This is a genomic window from Draconibacterium sp. (assembly GCF_041583095.1).
In the GTDB taxonomy this organism is placed as follows: Bacteria; Bacteroidota; Bacteroidia; order Bacteroidales; family Prolixibacteraceae; genus Draconibacterium.
The window spans coordinates 1-17,907 of sequence record NZ_JBFHGM010000079.1; the positions used below are offsets into that span (position 1 = coordinate 1).

The following is a 17,907-nucleotide window of genomic DNA, read 5'->3' on the forward strand; positions in this document are numbered from 1 at the left end:
ATTCTTCATCGTAAAAATTCTTTAGTGTTACTTATTAGAATGTGGCCTTTAAACCAATGTTAAAGAATCGCGTTTGCGGAGCACTGTCAAATTCCAGTTCCAGGATATCTTTTTCCTTTGAGATAGTCAACAGATCAGCTCCACTTACGTATGTTGAGATGCTTTCGAACACACTGTTTTGAATCAGGCTTTGTGGCAGATCGTAAGTAATCTGTACTTTCGCCAGGTTAAAACGGTCGGTTTTGTACATCCAAAAATCAGAGTTACGGAAATTATTACTTCCATTTGTTGTGGTCAGTCGCGGATAAGTAGCTGTAGCTTTTGTTTCTTCTGTCCAGCGGTCGAGCACTACTTCCGAGTATTTTCTTTCGCCGTAAATCCAGTGATACGCGTCATTTTTAAAGGCATAAGCACCATAATTTCCGGTTCCCAAAGCAAAGAATGTAAAGCCTTTGTATTTAGCTGTAAAGTTTAGCCCCAATGTTAGTGGAGCTCCACTCCATCCGGCGCGACCAAGGTAAACCTGATCTTTATCATCGATCATATTGTCTCCGTTCTGATCCACATATTTGATATCGCCGGGTTGAACTGTTCCTCCGAATTTCTGCTCAGGAGAACTGGCAACTTCTTCAGCACTCTGAAATAAACCTGCACTTTCCCAACCCCAAAGTCCGTCAATGGCAGTTCCTTCACGGTACTGATAATCGTACTCGTAATTTTCGTCACGTTGTGTAGCTTCCGTAGTATAATAAATACCAGAAACACCCAATTTAAGATCTACTTCGCCAACCTGCTTGTTTACGTTCACATTAAAGTCGAATCCAACACGTTTATCGTTGTTGAAGTTAACGTTAGGGATGAATGAAGCTTCTGGCCACCATGTGAAGAAATAATTTGGAAAAATGGTAGAAGGTTCGATCAACAATCCTTCGGTAGAATTGATAAAAAACGAGGTATTCACCGTTAACAATTTTTCCCAAAGCGAGGCCATTAAAGTAGCCGATACTTCTTTACGTTTTACAAAGTCCAATTCGTCATTTCCTCCACGTTTCGAGTTGGTTGAGCGCTCCGATGCTCCATCGTACCATCCCCACCATGCACCGTTCGCCTGCGTGTAGGTAGCTTCGTACATATAGAAATCTTCAATATCAAGATCTGAATTCAGGATACTTCCCGACACGTTCAGACTCAGTTCATCAAATACGGATGAATTGGCCATAAAATCCTCTTCACTGATTTTCCAACCTAAACTTACCGTTGGCGACAATGCCTGGCGGTTTCCTTCAGGCAGTTTTGCCGAGTGAATTACCGATGCACTAAAATCAGCATAGTACTTATTCTTATAGTTATAAGCTAACTGCAATCCGGCATTTGCACTGCTGGTACGGTGATATTGCCCGGAGTTTGTAATTTGATACCCCGAGGCAATTAACATCGCATTCAGGTTATGGTCTGCATTAAACGTTTTGTCGTAAGTAAAATACCCTGCAAACGCAATAGTTTGGTTGTTCGTACTTCCTCCAACGTTTTGCACCCCCGGATTTTCATCATTGCCTTCCTTTCCCAGTGAGGCAATAACATCGCTACCGTTGTAATCATACCAGTTTGGTACATACACCGCATAGGTATTATTATATGATGTGCTGTACGAAGTAGCATAATCAACAGCAAACTGTGTATGAAATTTTAATCCTTCAGTAATTCCTTTCAGATCGAAATCCAAACCGGTATCAAACTGAAACTGTCGGCTTGTCCATTTGCTATAGCCGGCAGCATAATAATCGGCAAATATATTTGTAGGATCCAACAGTGATCCACCCAAAAAGTATTTACCACCAATAATGTTTTCGCTTCCATTTACCAAATTCCACGATTGCTGATCGTTTTGATCGATAAAATCAAGCGGAATTAACGGTGCAATACGGTTTGGCCGAAGTGTAGAAGCAGCCGTCCAGTAATTGCCATCCTCCTGGCTCGAATTTGCACTTCTTGAATTGTAGAAAGTTGCATTGGTATTGATATAGGCACTGATAAAGTCGTTCAGTTTCAAATCAATATTACCTCGGATATTCAAACGGTCGGTAAAGTTATCGGCCGCTTCACCAAAGTCGAAAACATCGCCCTGACGGTAGTAGCCAATATTGGTATAAAACTTTGCCCGTTCATTACCACCCAATATTTCGGTAGAAACATCGGTACGGTTGTAGTACGATTTTAAGTAATCCGATGAATAGAAATCCACATTCGGATAGCGGTATGGATTACTCCCCGATGCATGATGAAATATTTCGTCTTGGCCAAACTGAACTGGATCACCATCGTTTGCTTTCGCTTCGTTGTATAAAGTCATGTACTGTGCCGATCCTAAATAAGAAGGATAACTTTTGGCTACATGGAAACCGGTGTTTGCCCGTACATTTACTTCAAGTGGTGTTTCTTTACCACGTTTGGTAGTAATTAAAATTGCACCTTTTGCAGCACGGCTACCATAAAGTACAACTGCAGCTGCCGATTTCAGGAAAGTAATCTGCTCAATTTCGGTTGGCAGCACATTATTGGCCGCACGCGGCACTCCGTCAACCAGCACCATGTATTCGCCCATGCCCCACAGTGCATTACCGGTGAAACCACCAATGTAGCCCTGCATATTGTCTAAACTATAAGTATTATAGTTCTTTTTGGTTAATTCTTCGAGATCGACCACCGAAACACCACCCAGAATGTCGCTTTGAGCTACCTTACGAAAAGGTACCTGCACTAATGGGTCATCGGTTATAATGATCGTATCCGTTTCATTTCCTGCCGGAGTTTGCGCGTTCATTAAAAACGGAACTACTGCAAACAGGGCGAATAAAATGAATCTCTTTTGTATATGTTTCATTGCTTATTCGATTATAATTACATAATACTTTAACTCAATCTGGCTACCAGCCCGGATTCTGCCCAAACTCCGGATACATAGATACATCCTCTATTTTAAGCGGGAACCAGTAGTGTTTAACTCCAAACTGACGTGTTAAAATGACTTCTTCTCTAAAGTTGGCTACCCTTGCATCTTTTGGATCATTGTTCTCATAGAATTCAAGGTCTTCCACCCGGTCAAACTCTTGAGAAGTTTTTACATTGTAAGGATACTCGGTAAGCAACAACCAACGTTGCAAGTCGTTAAAGCGGAAACCTTCAAATGAAAGCTCTACAGCACGTTCTCTTCTCACCTCGTCGATGAATTTTTCGCGACTTGCGGTATACGAAGCAGCAACATGGCCGGCTCCGCAACGGTCGCGAAGCGTGTTAATTGCATCTTCAGCTGTTTTGGTGAAATTTGATGCTTTTCCTGAGGCACCGCCAAAAGCTGCACATGCTTCGGCATACATGGTATAAATATCGCCTAAACGCATGTATGGCAGGTAGGTATGCAGGTTATAACTCCAGTTATAAGCTCCGTCATATTTATTGGCTGTATGCGGTACCAGTTTCTGAATAAGATAACCTGTTCGGCTACCATCGGCAGGATTACGCATTGTTCCTCCTGATGCCAAACCGGTGTAACGCAGGTACTCCATATCAGCAGGCATAGTAGCATTCACGTACTTAAATCCGTCAAAAACAATATCGTGATAAAAACGTGGGTCACGATCTTTGAAGGGATACTCAGGATCAAAACCCGATTCCGGATCATCCAAAGGCAAACCATTGGCCATACCGTAATTCTTTACGTAATTGGCTGTAGGATGGTGAATAATATTATCATGTTCCACCAAACCTTTTACTTTTGGTCCGAAAGTTTTTGTGGTATTCCAGTTACTACCGTTTGAATCGGTTGAAGGACCACGGAAAATAGCTTCGGTTGAACCTGGCATTAACCAGTTTTGTCCGGTAGTATAGAATATATCGCTGTACTTCGATTCAGCACTGCTCGATTTCTTGTGATTATAAATATCATCGTATTCAAAATCAACCAGGGCGTATTGTGTCTGCCCACCTTCAACCAGGCTCAGCAACTCACCAAAAGCTTCGGCCGCTTTGCGTGCATAATCCTCGTCGTAATTATAGGTATTGCCACCACCGGTTTGAGCGCCGTTTTTCATTAACGGACTTGCAGCCCACAGGTAGTTTTTACCCAGGTAACCCAGAGCCATAATTTTATTGGCGCGTAGCTGGTTTTTACCAAGAGTATTTTTCCCAACGGTTGTATTATCCCAGTCGATAGGTAGCAAGTCAGCCGCTTTTCTTAAATCGGCTCCGGCTTTGTCTGCACATTCCTGGTAACTCAAACGTGGCAAGGTCAGTTTTTCTCCTGCGGGTAATACGTAATCAATATAAGGCAACCCGCCAAGATACTGCATCATTTCGAAATGCCACCATGCTCTGAAAAAGTAAAGTTGCCCTTCAATAAAATCTCTTTCCTCCTGTGTTGCCACAGTAAGTAGATCCAGGTTTTCAAGCCCCATGTTTGCTTTACGGATACAATACCATGCATGCGCATACAAACCATGATCGAATTTGTTCCCGGAAGTTGGATTTGCATTATCATCGTCAAACCAGGTACCAGGAGCATTTTGCCATGCCCAAAAGTTACCAATATCAACCTGGTTGGTCATGTGCCAACTACCTTCAAGGTTAAACAGCTCGTCATCACCCCAGTTCCACGAAGTGGTCCAGTATTTCTTTTCCTTATCAGGGATACAATTGTATATCTCTTCAATATAACCCTGGAAATTGGTGAAATTACTAAACGCTACCTCCTCCGATACGATCGACTCGGGTGCTTTATCCAGGTATTCTTCGCAGGAAAAGAGACCCAATAACATGATGAACAGTACACCACTCTTCAAAAGCGTCTTATGTATATTTTTCATTGTACTCATAATTATAGTGTAAATCTTATTCCTAAATTATATCGTTTCATAGTTGGGTAAGCTCCCTGTCCTCCTGATCCGGCGAAGTTTGATTCGCGGTCGTCAGGCATATCCGACCATACCCACAAGTTGTTACCGTTAACAAATATTTTCAGCGTACGAAAACCAATCGAGTTGATCCAGCCACCGTTAACGGTATAGGCTAATTCAGCATTTTTCAATCGAACATACGAACCATCGAACAAGTACTGAGTTCCTGAATGGTAGCTAGGCTCCGACAACCAACGCGGAACAGTTACATCGGCATTTGGCATTTCTTTCGACCACCATGTACCGAAATCGTAAACGGTATTCAGGTTACTTCCGAAACTGGTTAATGGCACGTTACGGGTTACATTATTTACACCGTAAAACTGTACAAATGCACTAAAACCTTTCCATTCAACACCAACTGTGGCGTTGTAGGTATTTTGAGGAGATCCGGCGTATCCATAAGGGATCTGGTCTTTGCTATCGATTATACCATCGGCATTAAAATCGAGAATATAATAGTCTCCGGGAATTTTATACTTATCGTTAGTATTGTGTATCGGGCTGCCGTATAATGCATCGTAGGTATTAAAATAACCGGCATCAACATGGGCTCTTGTTTGTCCAAGGCTGTAACCGGCTTGCTTACGGTAATCTTCATACAATGCAGGGTCATCTCTTTCAAGAATCTTATTTACTGCATGTGTCATACTCATATCGCCCCACAAACGAACGCCGTTATTTAGTACTTTATTTACACGTACTTGTATTTCGTATCCATTGGTTTCTACTTCACCAAGGTTAGCTGTTGGTGGTGTAGGTCCATAATAAGAAGGTACTGCACGGGAGTCTCCGTCAATAAGGATATCAACTCGTTTGTCGCGGAAATATTCAACACTACCGGCCAGCAATCCATCAAAGAAAGCATAGTCAACACCAGCATTAAATTTCTTTACAGTTTCCCATCGTACATCAGGGTTTCCAACTGCTGATTCGCGGTACCAATCGTATGGGCTTGTTCCCCGGTCAACATCAAGTGATGAGTTACCCCCGTAGGCCCATTGTGTGAGGTACAGCCAACGTCTTGTGATAAAGTCGTCACCAATTTCACCATAAGAAGCCCTTAGTTTTAACATATCAAGGAATCCAAGGCTTTCCATAAATGATTCTTCAGAGATCATCCAGCCAATCGCACCGGAACTAAAGAAGGCAAAACGATAATCTTTGGAAAATTTCTCAGATCCATTATAAGCACCATTATACTCTAGAAAATAGCGTGTTTTATAGTCGTAGGTGGCACGGAATGCCCAGTCTTCGCGAAACTCAGGAATCATGCTTCCTCGTGCGCGTTCTTTACGGCTAAACATACCCATTGCGGTAATATTATGGCTACCAAACTGACGGTCCCAGTTTAAACGCAACTGGTATTCCAGGTTACGTTGGGTAGCTCCATTGCTCACCGAGCCAGCTGAAGTATTCCACAGCACGCCCTGTTGGAAATCGAATTTATTGTTATTCTCGTATTCCTTTTTATAAGTGGCAATACCTGTAGCAGGATCGATCCATTTTTGCTGTGCATCATTGTAAAGGTCGTTAATTCCCCTGTTATTCTCAAGGAAAGTATTATCCCACGAAATAGAACCACGGAACTTCAGGCCTTCAGTAATAAAATCCAACTCTTGCTCCAAAATGAAGTCGGTGTTGATTCGTGTTGTTGTAGAAAGCATGGTTCCTGAAAGCGACAGGTTTTGTGCCGAATTGGAAACATTGGAGATGTTTGGATAGAATCCCCATGATCCATCAGAGTATTGCGGCAAAAACACATCGGGAGCAATGTTATAGGCACCGGCCCACTGCTGAGCAACAGCCCAGTCGCCCGAATTGGTTTGACCCCAAGGAGTTTTCTTTTGTCCGTTTGATCCTGCCAGGTTTAACCTGAACATGGTAGATTTTGTAAGCTGGAAATCGAGGTTACTTCTTACGTTAATACGGTTGAAAGCATAACCCGAATCGTAGTTACGACCGTTATCAAAAACATAAAAAAGGTCACCTTCGTGTGCAAAGTCTGCCGAGGCAAAATACTTTACAAACTTAGTACCACCTGATACGTTTAAGTTGGCATTGTACGACATGGCATAATCTTTAAACAATACATCCTGCCAGTCCACATTCGGATAACGCTCGGCCTCAGCCAAATCAGCCGGGTAGCGGTATTTTTCAATAATATTCTGCGGAGTCATATATCCCCACGAATCAGGATAAACCCCCAATTCGTGCTCAATGGCATAGTTACGTGCCATTAAAGCATCGTACGAATCCAGTTTGTTAGGAAGTTTCGAAGGTACTTTCATAGTCATGTTGGCCGAAACATCAATACGCGCTGATCCTTCCTTACCACGTTTGGTTGTAATAAGGATTACACCGTTTGCACCTTTCACACCAAATACCGCTGTTGCCGAAGCATCTTTCAGTACCGAAACCGACTCAACCGAGTTCATATCTACACCGCTCATCGGGCGTTCAACACCATCAACCAATACCAGAGGGTCGCTGTTGTTCCACGAACTTGCCGAACGAATAATAATTTGCGGATCTTCCTCGCCCGGCATACCCGAACTGTTTATGGTAATTACACCCGGCAGGTTACCGGTTAATGCCATACCTATGTCGGTAACACCAGCTGTACGTTGCAGCACTTCACCCGTTGTTTGGGTAATTGCTCCAACAACACTCTCCTTCTTTTGCTGGCCGTAACCAACAACAATAGTCTCCTCCAGTTGTACGCTCGATGGCGCAAGTACAACCTCCAGTTTAGTTTGGTTAGCAATGTTAATTTCCTGTGGTTCCATTCCAATAAACGAGATCAGCAGGATCTCCTTATCAGTAGGAACTTGCAGCTCAAATTTTCCATCCAGATCAGTAGGCACACCGATTTGCGTACCTTTAACGATTACTGTAGCACCAATTACCGGATTGTCTTGCTCATCAACCACCGTCCCCGTTATGGTTTTGGTATCCTGAGCAAACAATGATAAATTGATAAAAATCCCAAGTATAACTACCAGTGTTTTTATCAAGTAGTTCTTCATCAAAGCTGACAAAGCTTTTTGAGATGATAAATTAATTCTGTTTTTCATTATATTCTCTATTAAATTGACAAAAGAGTTCTAATATTCATTAGAAGTTGATTTTATTCACTCTGCTTTACACCGCGTTTTAACTATGGTGAAGAATGAGTTGTCGAATAGAAATAATGAAGGACAGAATGTCCGTAAGTGTTTTTCCTCATAAGATCTAAGTTTTTCATTTATAAATTTGACATTGAATTAAGTGCATAATTATTTATTGATTAAATTCAAATTTCTTTCCTGAAGCATACATTCCAATCGTTGTTCCGGTAAATCCTCCGGCTCTGGCAGTCGATAAATACGATGCATCAACTTTATCAGCCAGCAGTTTCCATTCATTATTGTCCTGCGCATAGTAGAAACTAAATTCAGTACCATTTGATGTAATTTTTAGAAGAACAGGCTCATCTTCAGCATGTATGGCTTCTGAGTTAATAACCTCAACTGCTGTATCAGTAAGCATTTTTGCACTTACAACTACCTGGTTACTAACCTTTTCTACTACCAATAAATACTGATGGAGTTCGTTTTTCATTAATACCATTCCGGCCGACTCTGTTTCGGAACCGGGGGTGAAGTACATTTTAGTGGTACTTTCAAATTTATGATGCTGTAAACGACGCCCTACAAAAGCCGGTACCTTTAATTCGTTGGATGTTACATCGGCACATTTTAAAGAAAGAAAGCCAGGATTTTCTTTTAAATTATATAAGCCTTCTGCGTTTCCACGAATGGTTAGCCACTCCATTCCCAGTTCGGCGGCGTTAAAATCATCGTTCTTTTCGAAGTTCCCGAAAGTGATTGATGAATCTTTTTTTACGCCTTCCATACGAATGATGCGCGGCACCACTTCATCTTTTTTGGTCATGTACGGAAATCCGTCCCTACTCCAGCGAATAGGCATCATAAACGTTTCGCGCCCCAGGTTTTCGAATTTATTATCGATTGGGCGGCAGGCTAAAAACACCGACCACCACTGTCCGTTGTCTTTCTGAATAATATCAGCATGACCGGCACAGGTAATAGGTAATTCGCGGTTCGGATTGAGATGCTTTTGCGTAAGTATCGGATTTTTATCCCATGGTGTATATTTTCCAAATGGCGAATCGCTTTTAAAAATTACCTCGCGGTGATTAACCGAAGTTCCTCCTTCGGCACACATCAGGTAATAGCTGCCATTAAATTTATACATGTGTGGTCCTTCAATCCATATTGGTTTTTCCGACAGGTCAACTCCACCATTCACCAGCATTATACTTTCGCCAATGGTTTTGTCGTTTTCAACATCATACTCAATTCCTCGAATGGCACGATGCCCCTCATAGGTTGAACCTCCATCCGGCTCATCGTTGTTTACAATATAGGCTTTGCCGTTTTCATCAAAAAACAATGACGGATCGATACCATGTACATCAGGTAACCAAATCGGGTCTGACCAGTCGCCAAACGGATCTTGTGTCTTCACCAAAAAATTACCGCCTTGCATATTGGTGGTAATCATGTAATAAGTTTCGTTATGCGGATTATAACTGATTGCAGGAGCAAAAATTCCACGGCTTATGCCTTGGCCTTCCAATGGTAGTTGTTCGGGGCGGTTAAGCACATTGCCAATCTGTTTCCAGTTTAGCATGTCGGTACTGTGAAAAATAGGAACGCCAGGAAAATAACTAAAGGTTGATGTTACCAGAAAATAATCCTTTCCGTTGGTGCAAACACTTGGATCGGAATACCACCCCGGAAGAATTGGGTTATAATAATAATCATCACCGGGAAGTGGATTATCGTTGTAAAAATCATCGTTGCCTTTATAGTTGAAATAATCAAAATTTGCAACCATACTATCGTTTGCAAATTTAGGGTTACCGGAACCGGATATGGATTGACAGGAATCAAAAATAATGGCTCCGGCCAACACCAGAGTTATCATCGATATCTGAATGAAATAGTTTAGTTTCATCAAAGTTGTCCAATTAGCTATAATAGTTCTATTCGTTCACGCAGGTATTTTCACACCTTCACATTTTCAAAATTAGACTCCATTATATGTCGGGGCTTTCAATTTTAGACATTTGATTTTTAAAATTAGACATTCGTATACAAAACCAGACAAAAACCTTGATTAACAACACATCCATATCAAACAACAAGATAATTTTCTAGCGTATTATTAGTGATTATTCATCCAAATATCCAATATTGAAAGAAATAGCTATTATAATATGAAGCTAAAACGGCAGAAACAATGCTTTTCGCGAATTTTACTCCAAGACCCGTGTTGGTGATTTACCGAAGTGTTTTCTAAAGACGGTACTGAAATAACCAACACTGCTAAATCCGCATAATTCGCTAACTTCAGTAATGGAGTGTTCTTTAGAAGACAACAAATCATAAGCATGGTTCAGCCTTATGGTTCTTATAAATTCGATAGGCGACTGGTCAGTTAGGGATTTTATCTTTTTATAGAGCAGCGAAGGACTTACATTCATTACGGCAGCAAATTCATTTTTTGAAAATTGAGGATTACTAATATTATCATTCACCACCGCTATCATTCGTTTTAGAAACTTATCATTAAGTTCATTTTCCAAAATAACGGGTTCTTTACTTTCACTGGTCATTTTCATGGCCTTGTTTCTGATAATTTCGCGGTTTTTAAGAATTGATTTTATTCGTTGCTGAAGTAAAGTAACGTCAAATGGTTTGGTTAAATAATCATCGGCTCCAAGTCCTAGTCCGCGTATTTGTTGTGCTTTTCCGGCCAGTGCCGTTAAAAGAATAACGGGGATATGCGCAGTCAGGAAATTCGATTTCACTTTTTCACACAATTCAAAGCCGTCCATTTTCGGCATCATAATGTCAGAAACAATCAGATCAGGGCTTTGCTTTTGTACAATTTCCCAGGCCTCCTCTCCGTCTTCTGCCAGGTAAATATTAAAAAGGTCCTGCATGGCCGATTGAAGAAATTCTCTCAGGTAATCGTGATCTTCAACAATTAAAACAGTCATTTTATTCCCTCTTTTGTCAGCCAACTGCTTTTCAGTTACTGGGTTAATCACTGATGATTTCAGAACATCTTTTTCAACCGATTGAGCAACCGCTTCCTTTTTTCTTACCACATTTTCTTTGGCAATAAATGGTATGGTTACTAAAAAGGTGGATCCAACACCAGACTGACTGTAACAAGTAACTTTACCGCCATGTAAGGAGACATAATTTTTCACCAGTAGTAAACCGATACCCGAGCCAACTATTTTTGAATTGATCGCATTTTCGCCACGGTAATATTCCCTGAACAACATTTTTTGCGCCTTTTTGGTAATTCCGATTCCATGATCCTGAACTTCAAGCGTCCATTTTGTTGCCGCACATCGGAGCTCAATATTTACACGGGAATTCGGATTTGAATATTTTATTGCATTGGAAATCAGATTATCAACAACTTTCTGTATCATTCGTTCATCAACAGAAGTGTCGAATTTTACGCAATTACAGCTGAAAACCAGATCAATATCTCTGCTTTTGGCATAAGCTTCAAACATCATCACCCGGTCATTAATTGTTTTAACAATATCAACAAAGCTGAATGTCAATCTTTCCCTTCCAACGTCTACTTTTTGGAAATCAAGCAATTGTGTAACAACCGTTGATAAACGATGAACCTGCTCTGTTGCCAAATGAAGATAATTAGAACCTCTTTCGCTTAATCCTGACTCCTTATTAAGTTCCTCAATTGGCCCGTTAACCAGGGTTAATGATGTACGAATATCGTGTGCGGTATTGGCAAAAAACCGGATTTTCTCTTCCGAGTGCTTTTTCTTTAACCTGTCGATATAAAAATAAACACCAAAAATACCCAAACCTGCAACAAAGAACACAACCAGTAGGATAAACCAACTAGTTTTCCAGAACGGAGGAACGATATTCACTTTTATCTCACGCTCGGCAATTACACCTGTTATAGAGTTATCTACCATTCGTAATTGAATGGTGTAGGTTCCGTACGGAATATTTGAATAGGATAAAACCCGGTTATCAACCGGCTTACTCCATTCCTGATCCAAACCATTAATTTTCCATGAGAACTTCGCTCCGGGAGAAATAACTCCAAGTGGAATGAGTTCTAGACTTATAGTATTTTGAAAATACCTAAGGCTTATTTCTTTTAGCTCATTAAGTGGCACTTCCGGTTTCAAATCTTCAATTTCGCGTATCGATCGTCCTGAAACTGAAATATCCTGAACATAGATTCGGCCTTCTTCCGGGGTAAGCTTCAAATCGTTAGGGCTGAACATTAAAGCACCTTTATTGGTACCCATAACCAAATCGCCATTTTTTAAAATACATTGCGCATCCTGGTTAAAAGAAACATTGCTAAGGTACAGTAAAGAGTTAAAAGTTAATAGCGTTTGGTCTGCTTCATTCAACCGGCACAAACCCAGCTCCGTACCTATCCAAAAGTAACCATTTGCGTAATCAATGCTACTTACAAAATTACTTGGAAGTCCGTTATCCGCTGTGTAAGAATGAGTTGATTTATTGGTTAAATTATACCGAACTATGCCGTTACCATTGGTTCCAATCCAAACTATATTTTCTGAAATATACAGATCAGAAACAACAAAACCCTCAACCAGGACTTCATGAGTTCCCGAACTTTTATCAAAAAGTAACAATCCGTAGGTGGTTCCCATTAATAATTTATCAGGCCCGTATTCCGCAATATTGTATATTGTATAATCCGGATACGAAGTGTAAGTATCGGAATTGTAATTGTATCGGATCAAATCTCCCCGTACTCCACCGATCCAGATATCGCCCTGCTGGTCTTCAATAATATTAAACACAAAATCGCCTGCAAAATCGCCCGGAGTATTTTCATGGCTTAAATGTCTTAGTTCTTTTCCGGTATTCTCATCCAGAATATAAATACCCGAAGAATAAGAACCGGCCCAAATTCTTCCATACGAATCCTGGCAAAGTGCCAAAAACACCTGGGCGTGCTGTTCTTTATTGTGGTAGAATGATTTCCATTTATTGGTTTTTGTATTCCAAAAGCTTACACCATTGTTAGTGGCAAACCATAGATTCCCGTTCCGGTCTTCGAGAATACTGTTAACATCGTTATTTACCAGCGAATTTGGGTTGTTCGCCATGTGTGCCACTTTGGTAACAACAGAACTACTTGCCTGATCGAAAAAAGAAACTCCTCCGCTATAGGTGCAAATCCACACCCGGTTATTCCGGTCGCAAAAAATATCATAAACTCCGTTTCCCTTTAAGGAATTTGGGTTATCAGCATCATCTTTATAAACGGCAAGTATCTCCTGTGTGCGCTTATCCATTTCCCAAACACCCTGTCCGTCAACACCAATAAGCAAGGTTGAAGTTGAAATAGGACAAATTGCCTGAACCGGCTGATTGGGAATATTTTCTACAGCAATCAATTCGGCCCCGCTATTCCCTTTTCTCAGGTAATATAAACCATCGCTTAATGTTCCTAACCACAAGGTATTTTCCTTTCGGTCGAACTCAATGTATGAAAAAAACAAGTGCAGGTCTTCAGGCAAAGTGTAATACACCTCTGAACTTTGGGTAGTAATATCAAAAATACCAATGTATTCTTCGGTTCCATAAAAAAAACGAAAATCATCTAACCATTCCAAAAAATGGATGTTTCGGTTATCAAAAAAGGTATTCAGGCCATCGTTTTTATTATAGCGCAACAAACCGGAAGTACTTGCTTCCCAAATCGTTTCTTCAGAATCGACCAGCATTCTGTTCACAACTACATGCGGGTCCTTCACCTGTTTGGCCAGGTTGGTTATCAGCTCAAATCTATCCTGAATTTTATTGTATATAAATAGCTGCCCGTTGTTGGTATATACATATAATTTCCCGTTGGTATATTCCATCCGAACAGCGATTATGTCTTCTGAATCATAAGGTATTTGGTAGGTTCTGATATCATCTCTGGAATAGCGTACTATTCCAATTTTTGAAGAAATCCAGATAAAACCATCATCATCTTCACAAACCTGGTTGGTTTCGCGAATTGAAATACCGTAGTCTTCGTTTAGGTTGTAAAACTGGTTTGAATTCTTAGCAGAGGTAACACCAGTAACACAAGTTAGGAAAATGAAAACAAGCTGAAAAAAATAATATTTTCCGGTATTCATGATTTAGTTTTATTATAGAGACGGAATATAGAAATTTAAGAAGAATAAACAAAAACCGGTCTGGCTGATCATTCTAATTTTAAAAGACAATTCTTTTACGTGGAGCCTGACTTCATTCTAACACAAACATCTCACCATGTGCTTTTTAAACGAGCCGAATAGGTAAATCAATCAATAAAAGCAGCTGCGTTATCAATTGAGATTTGCGCTTATCTTTTTTTTAGATGTTTTATGGCATTTAGTATTTAAACAAAAAGAGGAAGCTCATCCGCTTCCTCTTTCTACCTATCCAATAAAACAAAGTATTTTTATTTAAGCTGAACAAGTACAACCGACTTTGCAGGTAACTCAAAAGTAAGTTTTCCGTCTTTTGGTTTTGCCACGCTAAACTCCTTGATGCTAACGGTTTCGTTTTTACCAAAATCATTAAAATCGTTTATACTCTGCGACGTAATAATCTGTCCGCTTGCTGTTGAAATTTCATCGGCAGGTAGCGATAATTCAACATTTTCGCTCTTGTTAGGATTCAGGTTACACAGGGTAATTGAAATTACTCCATCTTTTGTAGATGCTGAAGCATTTACTGCCGGAACTGACTCCCCGTCCATTTCGTACTTGCTGGTTTTAAGGTTCGCAGGTATTAACGTGGCATCCTGGTGTACACTATACATTTTAAATACGTAATAAGTTGGTGTTAACACCATTTCATCTTCTTTGGTTAAAATAACCGATTGCAGCACGTTAATGGTTTGTGCAATGTTCGACATTTTAACACGATCGGCATGATTATTAAAAATATTGAGGTTTATACCGGCAACCAGTGCATCGCGCAAGGTATTTTGCTGGTACAGAAATCCGGGATTGGTTCCGGGCTCCACATCAAACCAGTTTCCCCATTCGTCAACAATTAAACCAACACGCTTATTAGGATCGTATTTATCCATAATTGTTGAGTGTTTTTGGATCAATTCATCCATAAACAAGGTTTTGCTGAGTGTGGTAAACCATTCCTTTTCATCAAAATCAGTTGCCGAACCTTTCACTGTCCAATTATGTGTGATGGTATAATAGTGCAATGATAATCCTTGCATAAGGTTGCGTTTATCCTGCATTTTTTTCATTAAAACCTCGGTCCAGTCATAGTCTACATCGCTGGCACCACAAGCAATTTTATAATCAGCTCCACGGCTATAGGTAGCGAAGTGTTTGTAAACATCGGCATAATACTCAGCAGTCATATTACCACCACAGCCCCAGTTTTCGTTTCCAATTCCCCAATACTTAACCTCCCATGGTTCTTCGCGTCCGTTTTTCTTTCTTAAATCGGTCATCGGGCTAATGTTCGACGATGTTACGTATTCAATCCATTCCGAAGCTTCGCGAACGGTTCCCGATCCTACGTTCACATTTATATATGGTTCGGCTTTTATCAAGTCACAAAAATCGAGAAATTCGTGTGTTCCAAAGCTGTTGTCTTCGGTAACTCCACCCCAGTGCACATTTACCATCGATGGACGTTCTTCGCGCGGGCCAATGCCGTCTCTCCAGTTGTAGGTATCGGCAAAACAACCTCCCGGCCAACGTAACACAGGTATTTTCATGTCAATTAGCGCACCGGTAACATCATCCCTAAAACCTCGGGTGTTAGGGATTTCTGAGTCTTCGCCAACAAATATACCGCCATAAATACACCGGCCCAGGTGCTCAGCAAAATGCCCGTATATTTCCTTATTGATTTTTGTTTCAGCCTGATCAGCATACAAGGTAATTTTGGTTTGGCCAAAAAGTACATTAGTTGTAAGCACTAACAAAACGGCCACTGTTAATTTCATTTTTGTAATCATTTGATATTTATTTTGTTGTTTCAGTTCGAATTAAATCATCCACATTTATGGGTGCTGACCGGGTAAAATTGCCTGATAATTTCCACTCAGGTGCATTAAGCTAAACAGGTACAGCAAACCATCGTAATAAGGGTCAAAGTAACCATCTTCGTACGGTTCCAGTTTTGCGTTCCAAAGTTTATGTACAAAGTCAAATTCAGGATCAACATCGTCAACCATCGAAAGTGTTGCCGAAGTAGATATTAATCCCAACGAATGACGTAATTTTCTGAAACCACCTGCCTGAAGTATCCACTCCGGTTTTGTGCCATCGGGGTTGTACTGATCGACAAAGTCGTTAATTCCCTCCGAACGTAAAAATCCCTGGAACCGACCAGCATAATCCTCTTGCCAGTTTTTGTCTTTACCAAACCAAATATAATCCATGGTAATATTCATGGGTACCCGCCACGAGTCGTAACGAAACGCCTGTGGCATCCAGCGGGCATCGTGTTTCGAGCCATCAAAATTGGCATAATCGTAATTCAATCCGGTTTCAGGATGGCAGGCCCGGTGCAGAAAAGCCCTTGCAGTATCAGCACAATCGCGGTAAAACTGCTCGTGTCCATCGTTGGCAAAATCGGCCCATACTTCCATAAATGCCGGCACATGATACGATGGATCTGTCCAGTTGTAGCCATTACCTTCGGGAACAAAACTTATTTGCTTGTGCTCGACGTTGATAATGTGGTTTACTCTGTTGGAGCCATCTTTTTCCCACATGGCATCTAAAATACGGCGTGCTTCGGCGTAATAGTCAATTCCGGTATCGTTGCCCCAAAGGTTCGATGCAAACAACAATGACGTTACAAAATACAGCTCGCCATCCGAAGCTGAACCTCCCGAGTTCTGTCGGTTGGTTTCCGGGTTAACGCTCCACGCAAAATAGCCTTCGCGCGCGCCTGATTGATGCTGCATATACTTTTTGGTCCATCGCCAAAGTTTATCAAATACTTCCTTTTTATCAAACTGAACAGCCACCATTAAGCCATACGAAAGGCCTTCGGTTCGTGCATCTTTGTTTTTAATATCCGAAACGTAAGCCAACGAATCTTCAACTTCGAAATAAATACGATTGGGCCCTTCAAACAGATCGTGATACGCTTTTTCCAATTTCTCATCAATATCTTTCTGAGCATACCCGGCTTCGGCAAAAAGGTTTCGATACTCCCCGGTATAATAGGCCCCTTGTTTTTTTTCTTGCTGCTGTCCGAATATATTGGTTGCCGGTACAAGCAGCATCAATGTGAGAAAGAAACAAAGAGTTCTTCCCATTACTTTATTTATTGTAGCTTTTATGTTGTAATTCATATGATCAAATAGTTTGATTTCAAAGGTTTAGTAAGTTACTCGCAGTACTCTGTTCATACTTCAGGTTATGAATAACTTACGTACCCGTTACATTATTTGTATTTTATAATTTCAAAAGAAGAATTTCCTCTCCGGCAACTGTTTCCAAATCATACTCATACACTTTTTTCAACTCCGGGAGTTTCACTTCTTCTGTATTTACTTTTGGCTCCATTATTTTTGGAATGGAATAAAATGGATTTGGATTTTCGCCGTTAGCTTCCTTCAACCCTTCACAAGTTAAAGGAACATAAGAGCGAATACGGCAATTTCCACCCAGCTTAGAGCGAACAACGGCTGTTTGTACTTCACCATTCTCCCACTTAATGTCTACTTCAAAACCACCACGAGCTCTTAATCCGCTCACCGATCCTTTACTCCATTTTGATGGAAGTGCCGGAAGAAGCTGAATGGCTCCGTGCTGGCTTTGCATCAACATTTCGGCAATTCCTGCTGTGCAACCAAAATTCCCGTCAATCTG

At 40.8% G+C, this 17,907-nt stretch carries 8 protein-coding genes; all 8 read right to left on the reverse strand.

Features of this window, described 5'->3' with window-relative positions; genetic code table 11:
• Positions 1–34: 34 nt before the first annotated feature.
• Complete coding sequence (locus tag ABZB17_RS09525; RefSeq protein ID WP_372649731.1) at positions 35–2,881, reverse strand: SusC/RagA family TonB-linked outer membrane protein; 2,847 nt, start codon at positions 2,879–2,881, stop codon at positions 35–37.
• Positions 2,882–2,924: 43 nt separating this feature from the next.
• Entirely contained in the window at positions 2,925–4,859 is a 1,935-nt protein-coding gene (locus tag ABZB17_RS09530; RefSeq protein WP_372649733.1) for a RagB/SusD family nutrient uptake outer membrane protein, read from the reverse strand.
• An 11-nt stretch (positions 4,860–4,870) separates the two neighbouring features.
• Positions 4,871–8,026 (reverse strand): SusC/RagA family TonB-linked outer membrane protein, encoded by a 3,156-nt coding sequence (locus ABZB17_RS09535; RefSeq protein ID WP_372649735.1) that lies wholly within the window; start codon positions 8,024–8,026, stop codon positions 4,871–4,873.
• Between the two features lie 205 nt (positions 8,027–8,231).
• A complete protein-coding gene (locus ABZB17_RS09540) occupies positions 8,232–9,974 on the reverse strand; it encodes a glycoside hydrolase family 43 protein (RefSeq protein ID WP_372649737.1) in 1,743 nt (580 codons plus the stop codon).
• 301 nt (positions 9,975–10,275) lie between these two features.
• Positions 10,276–14,193 carry a two-component regulator propeller domain-containing protein gene (locus tag ABZB17_RS09545; RefSeq protein ID WP_372649739.1) on the reverse strand — a complete coding sequence of 1,306 codons (3,918 nt, stop codon included), beginning with the start codon at positions 14,191–14,193 and terminating at the stop codon, positions 10,276–10,278.
• Between the two features lie 308 nt (positions 14,194–14,501).
• Positions 14,502–16,037, reverse strand: a complete 1,536-nt coding sequence (locus ABZB17_RS09550) for an alpha-N-arabinofuranosidase (RefSeq protein WP_372649741.1) — start codon at positions 16,035–16,037, stop codon at positions 14,502–14,504.
• Positions 16,038–16,082: 45 nt separating this feature from the next.
• Positions 16,083–17,387: a glycosyl hydrolase family 8 gene (locus ABZB17_RS09555; RefSeq protein ID WP_372649743.1), complete on the reverse strand. Its 1,305-nt coding sequence runs from the start codon at positions 17,385–17,387 to the stop codon at positions 16,083–16,085.
• A gap of 103 nt (positions 17,388–17,490) precedes the next feature.
• The coding region (locus ABZB17_RS09560) for a glycoside hydrolase family 95-like protein (RefSeq protein ID WP_372649745.1) at positions 17,491–17,907 on the reverse strand (417 nt) is incomplete at its 5' end.

Excerpts from the sequence above, each read along its gene's own strand:
- ABZB17_RS09530 (WP_372649733.1), bottom strand. The coding sequence starts at position 4,859 with ATGAAAAATATACATAAGACGCTTTTGAAGAGTGGTGTACTGTTCATC.
- ABZB17_RS09555 (WP_372649743.1), bottom strand. The coding sequence starts at position 17,387 with ATGAATTACAACATAAAAGCTACAATAAATAAAGTAATGGGAAGAACT.
- ABZB17_RS09545 (WP_372649739.1), bottom strand. The coding sequence starts at position 14,193 with ATGAATACCGGAAAATATTATTTTTTTCAGCTTGTTTTCATTTTCCTA.
- ABZB17_RS09550 (WP_372649741.1), bottom strand. The coding sequence starts at position 16,037 with ATGATTACAAAAATGAAATTAACAGTGGCCGTTTTGTTAGTGCTTACA.
- ABZB17_RS09525 (WP_372649731.1), bottom strand. The coding sequence starts at position 2,881 with ATGAAACATATACAAAAGAGATTCATTTTATTCGCCCTGTTTGCAGTA.
- ABZB17_RS09540 (WP_372649737.1), bottom strand. The coding sequence starts at position 9,974 with ATGAAACTAAACTATTTCATTCAGATATCGATGATAACTCTGGTGTTG.
- ABZB17_RS09535 (WP_372649735.1), bottom strand. The coding sequence starts at position 8,026 with ATGAAAAACAGAATTAATTTATCATCTCAAAAAGCTTTGTCAGCTTTG.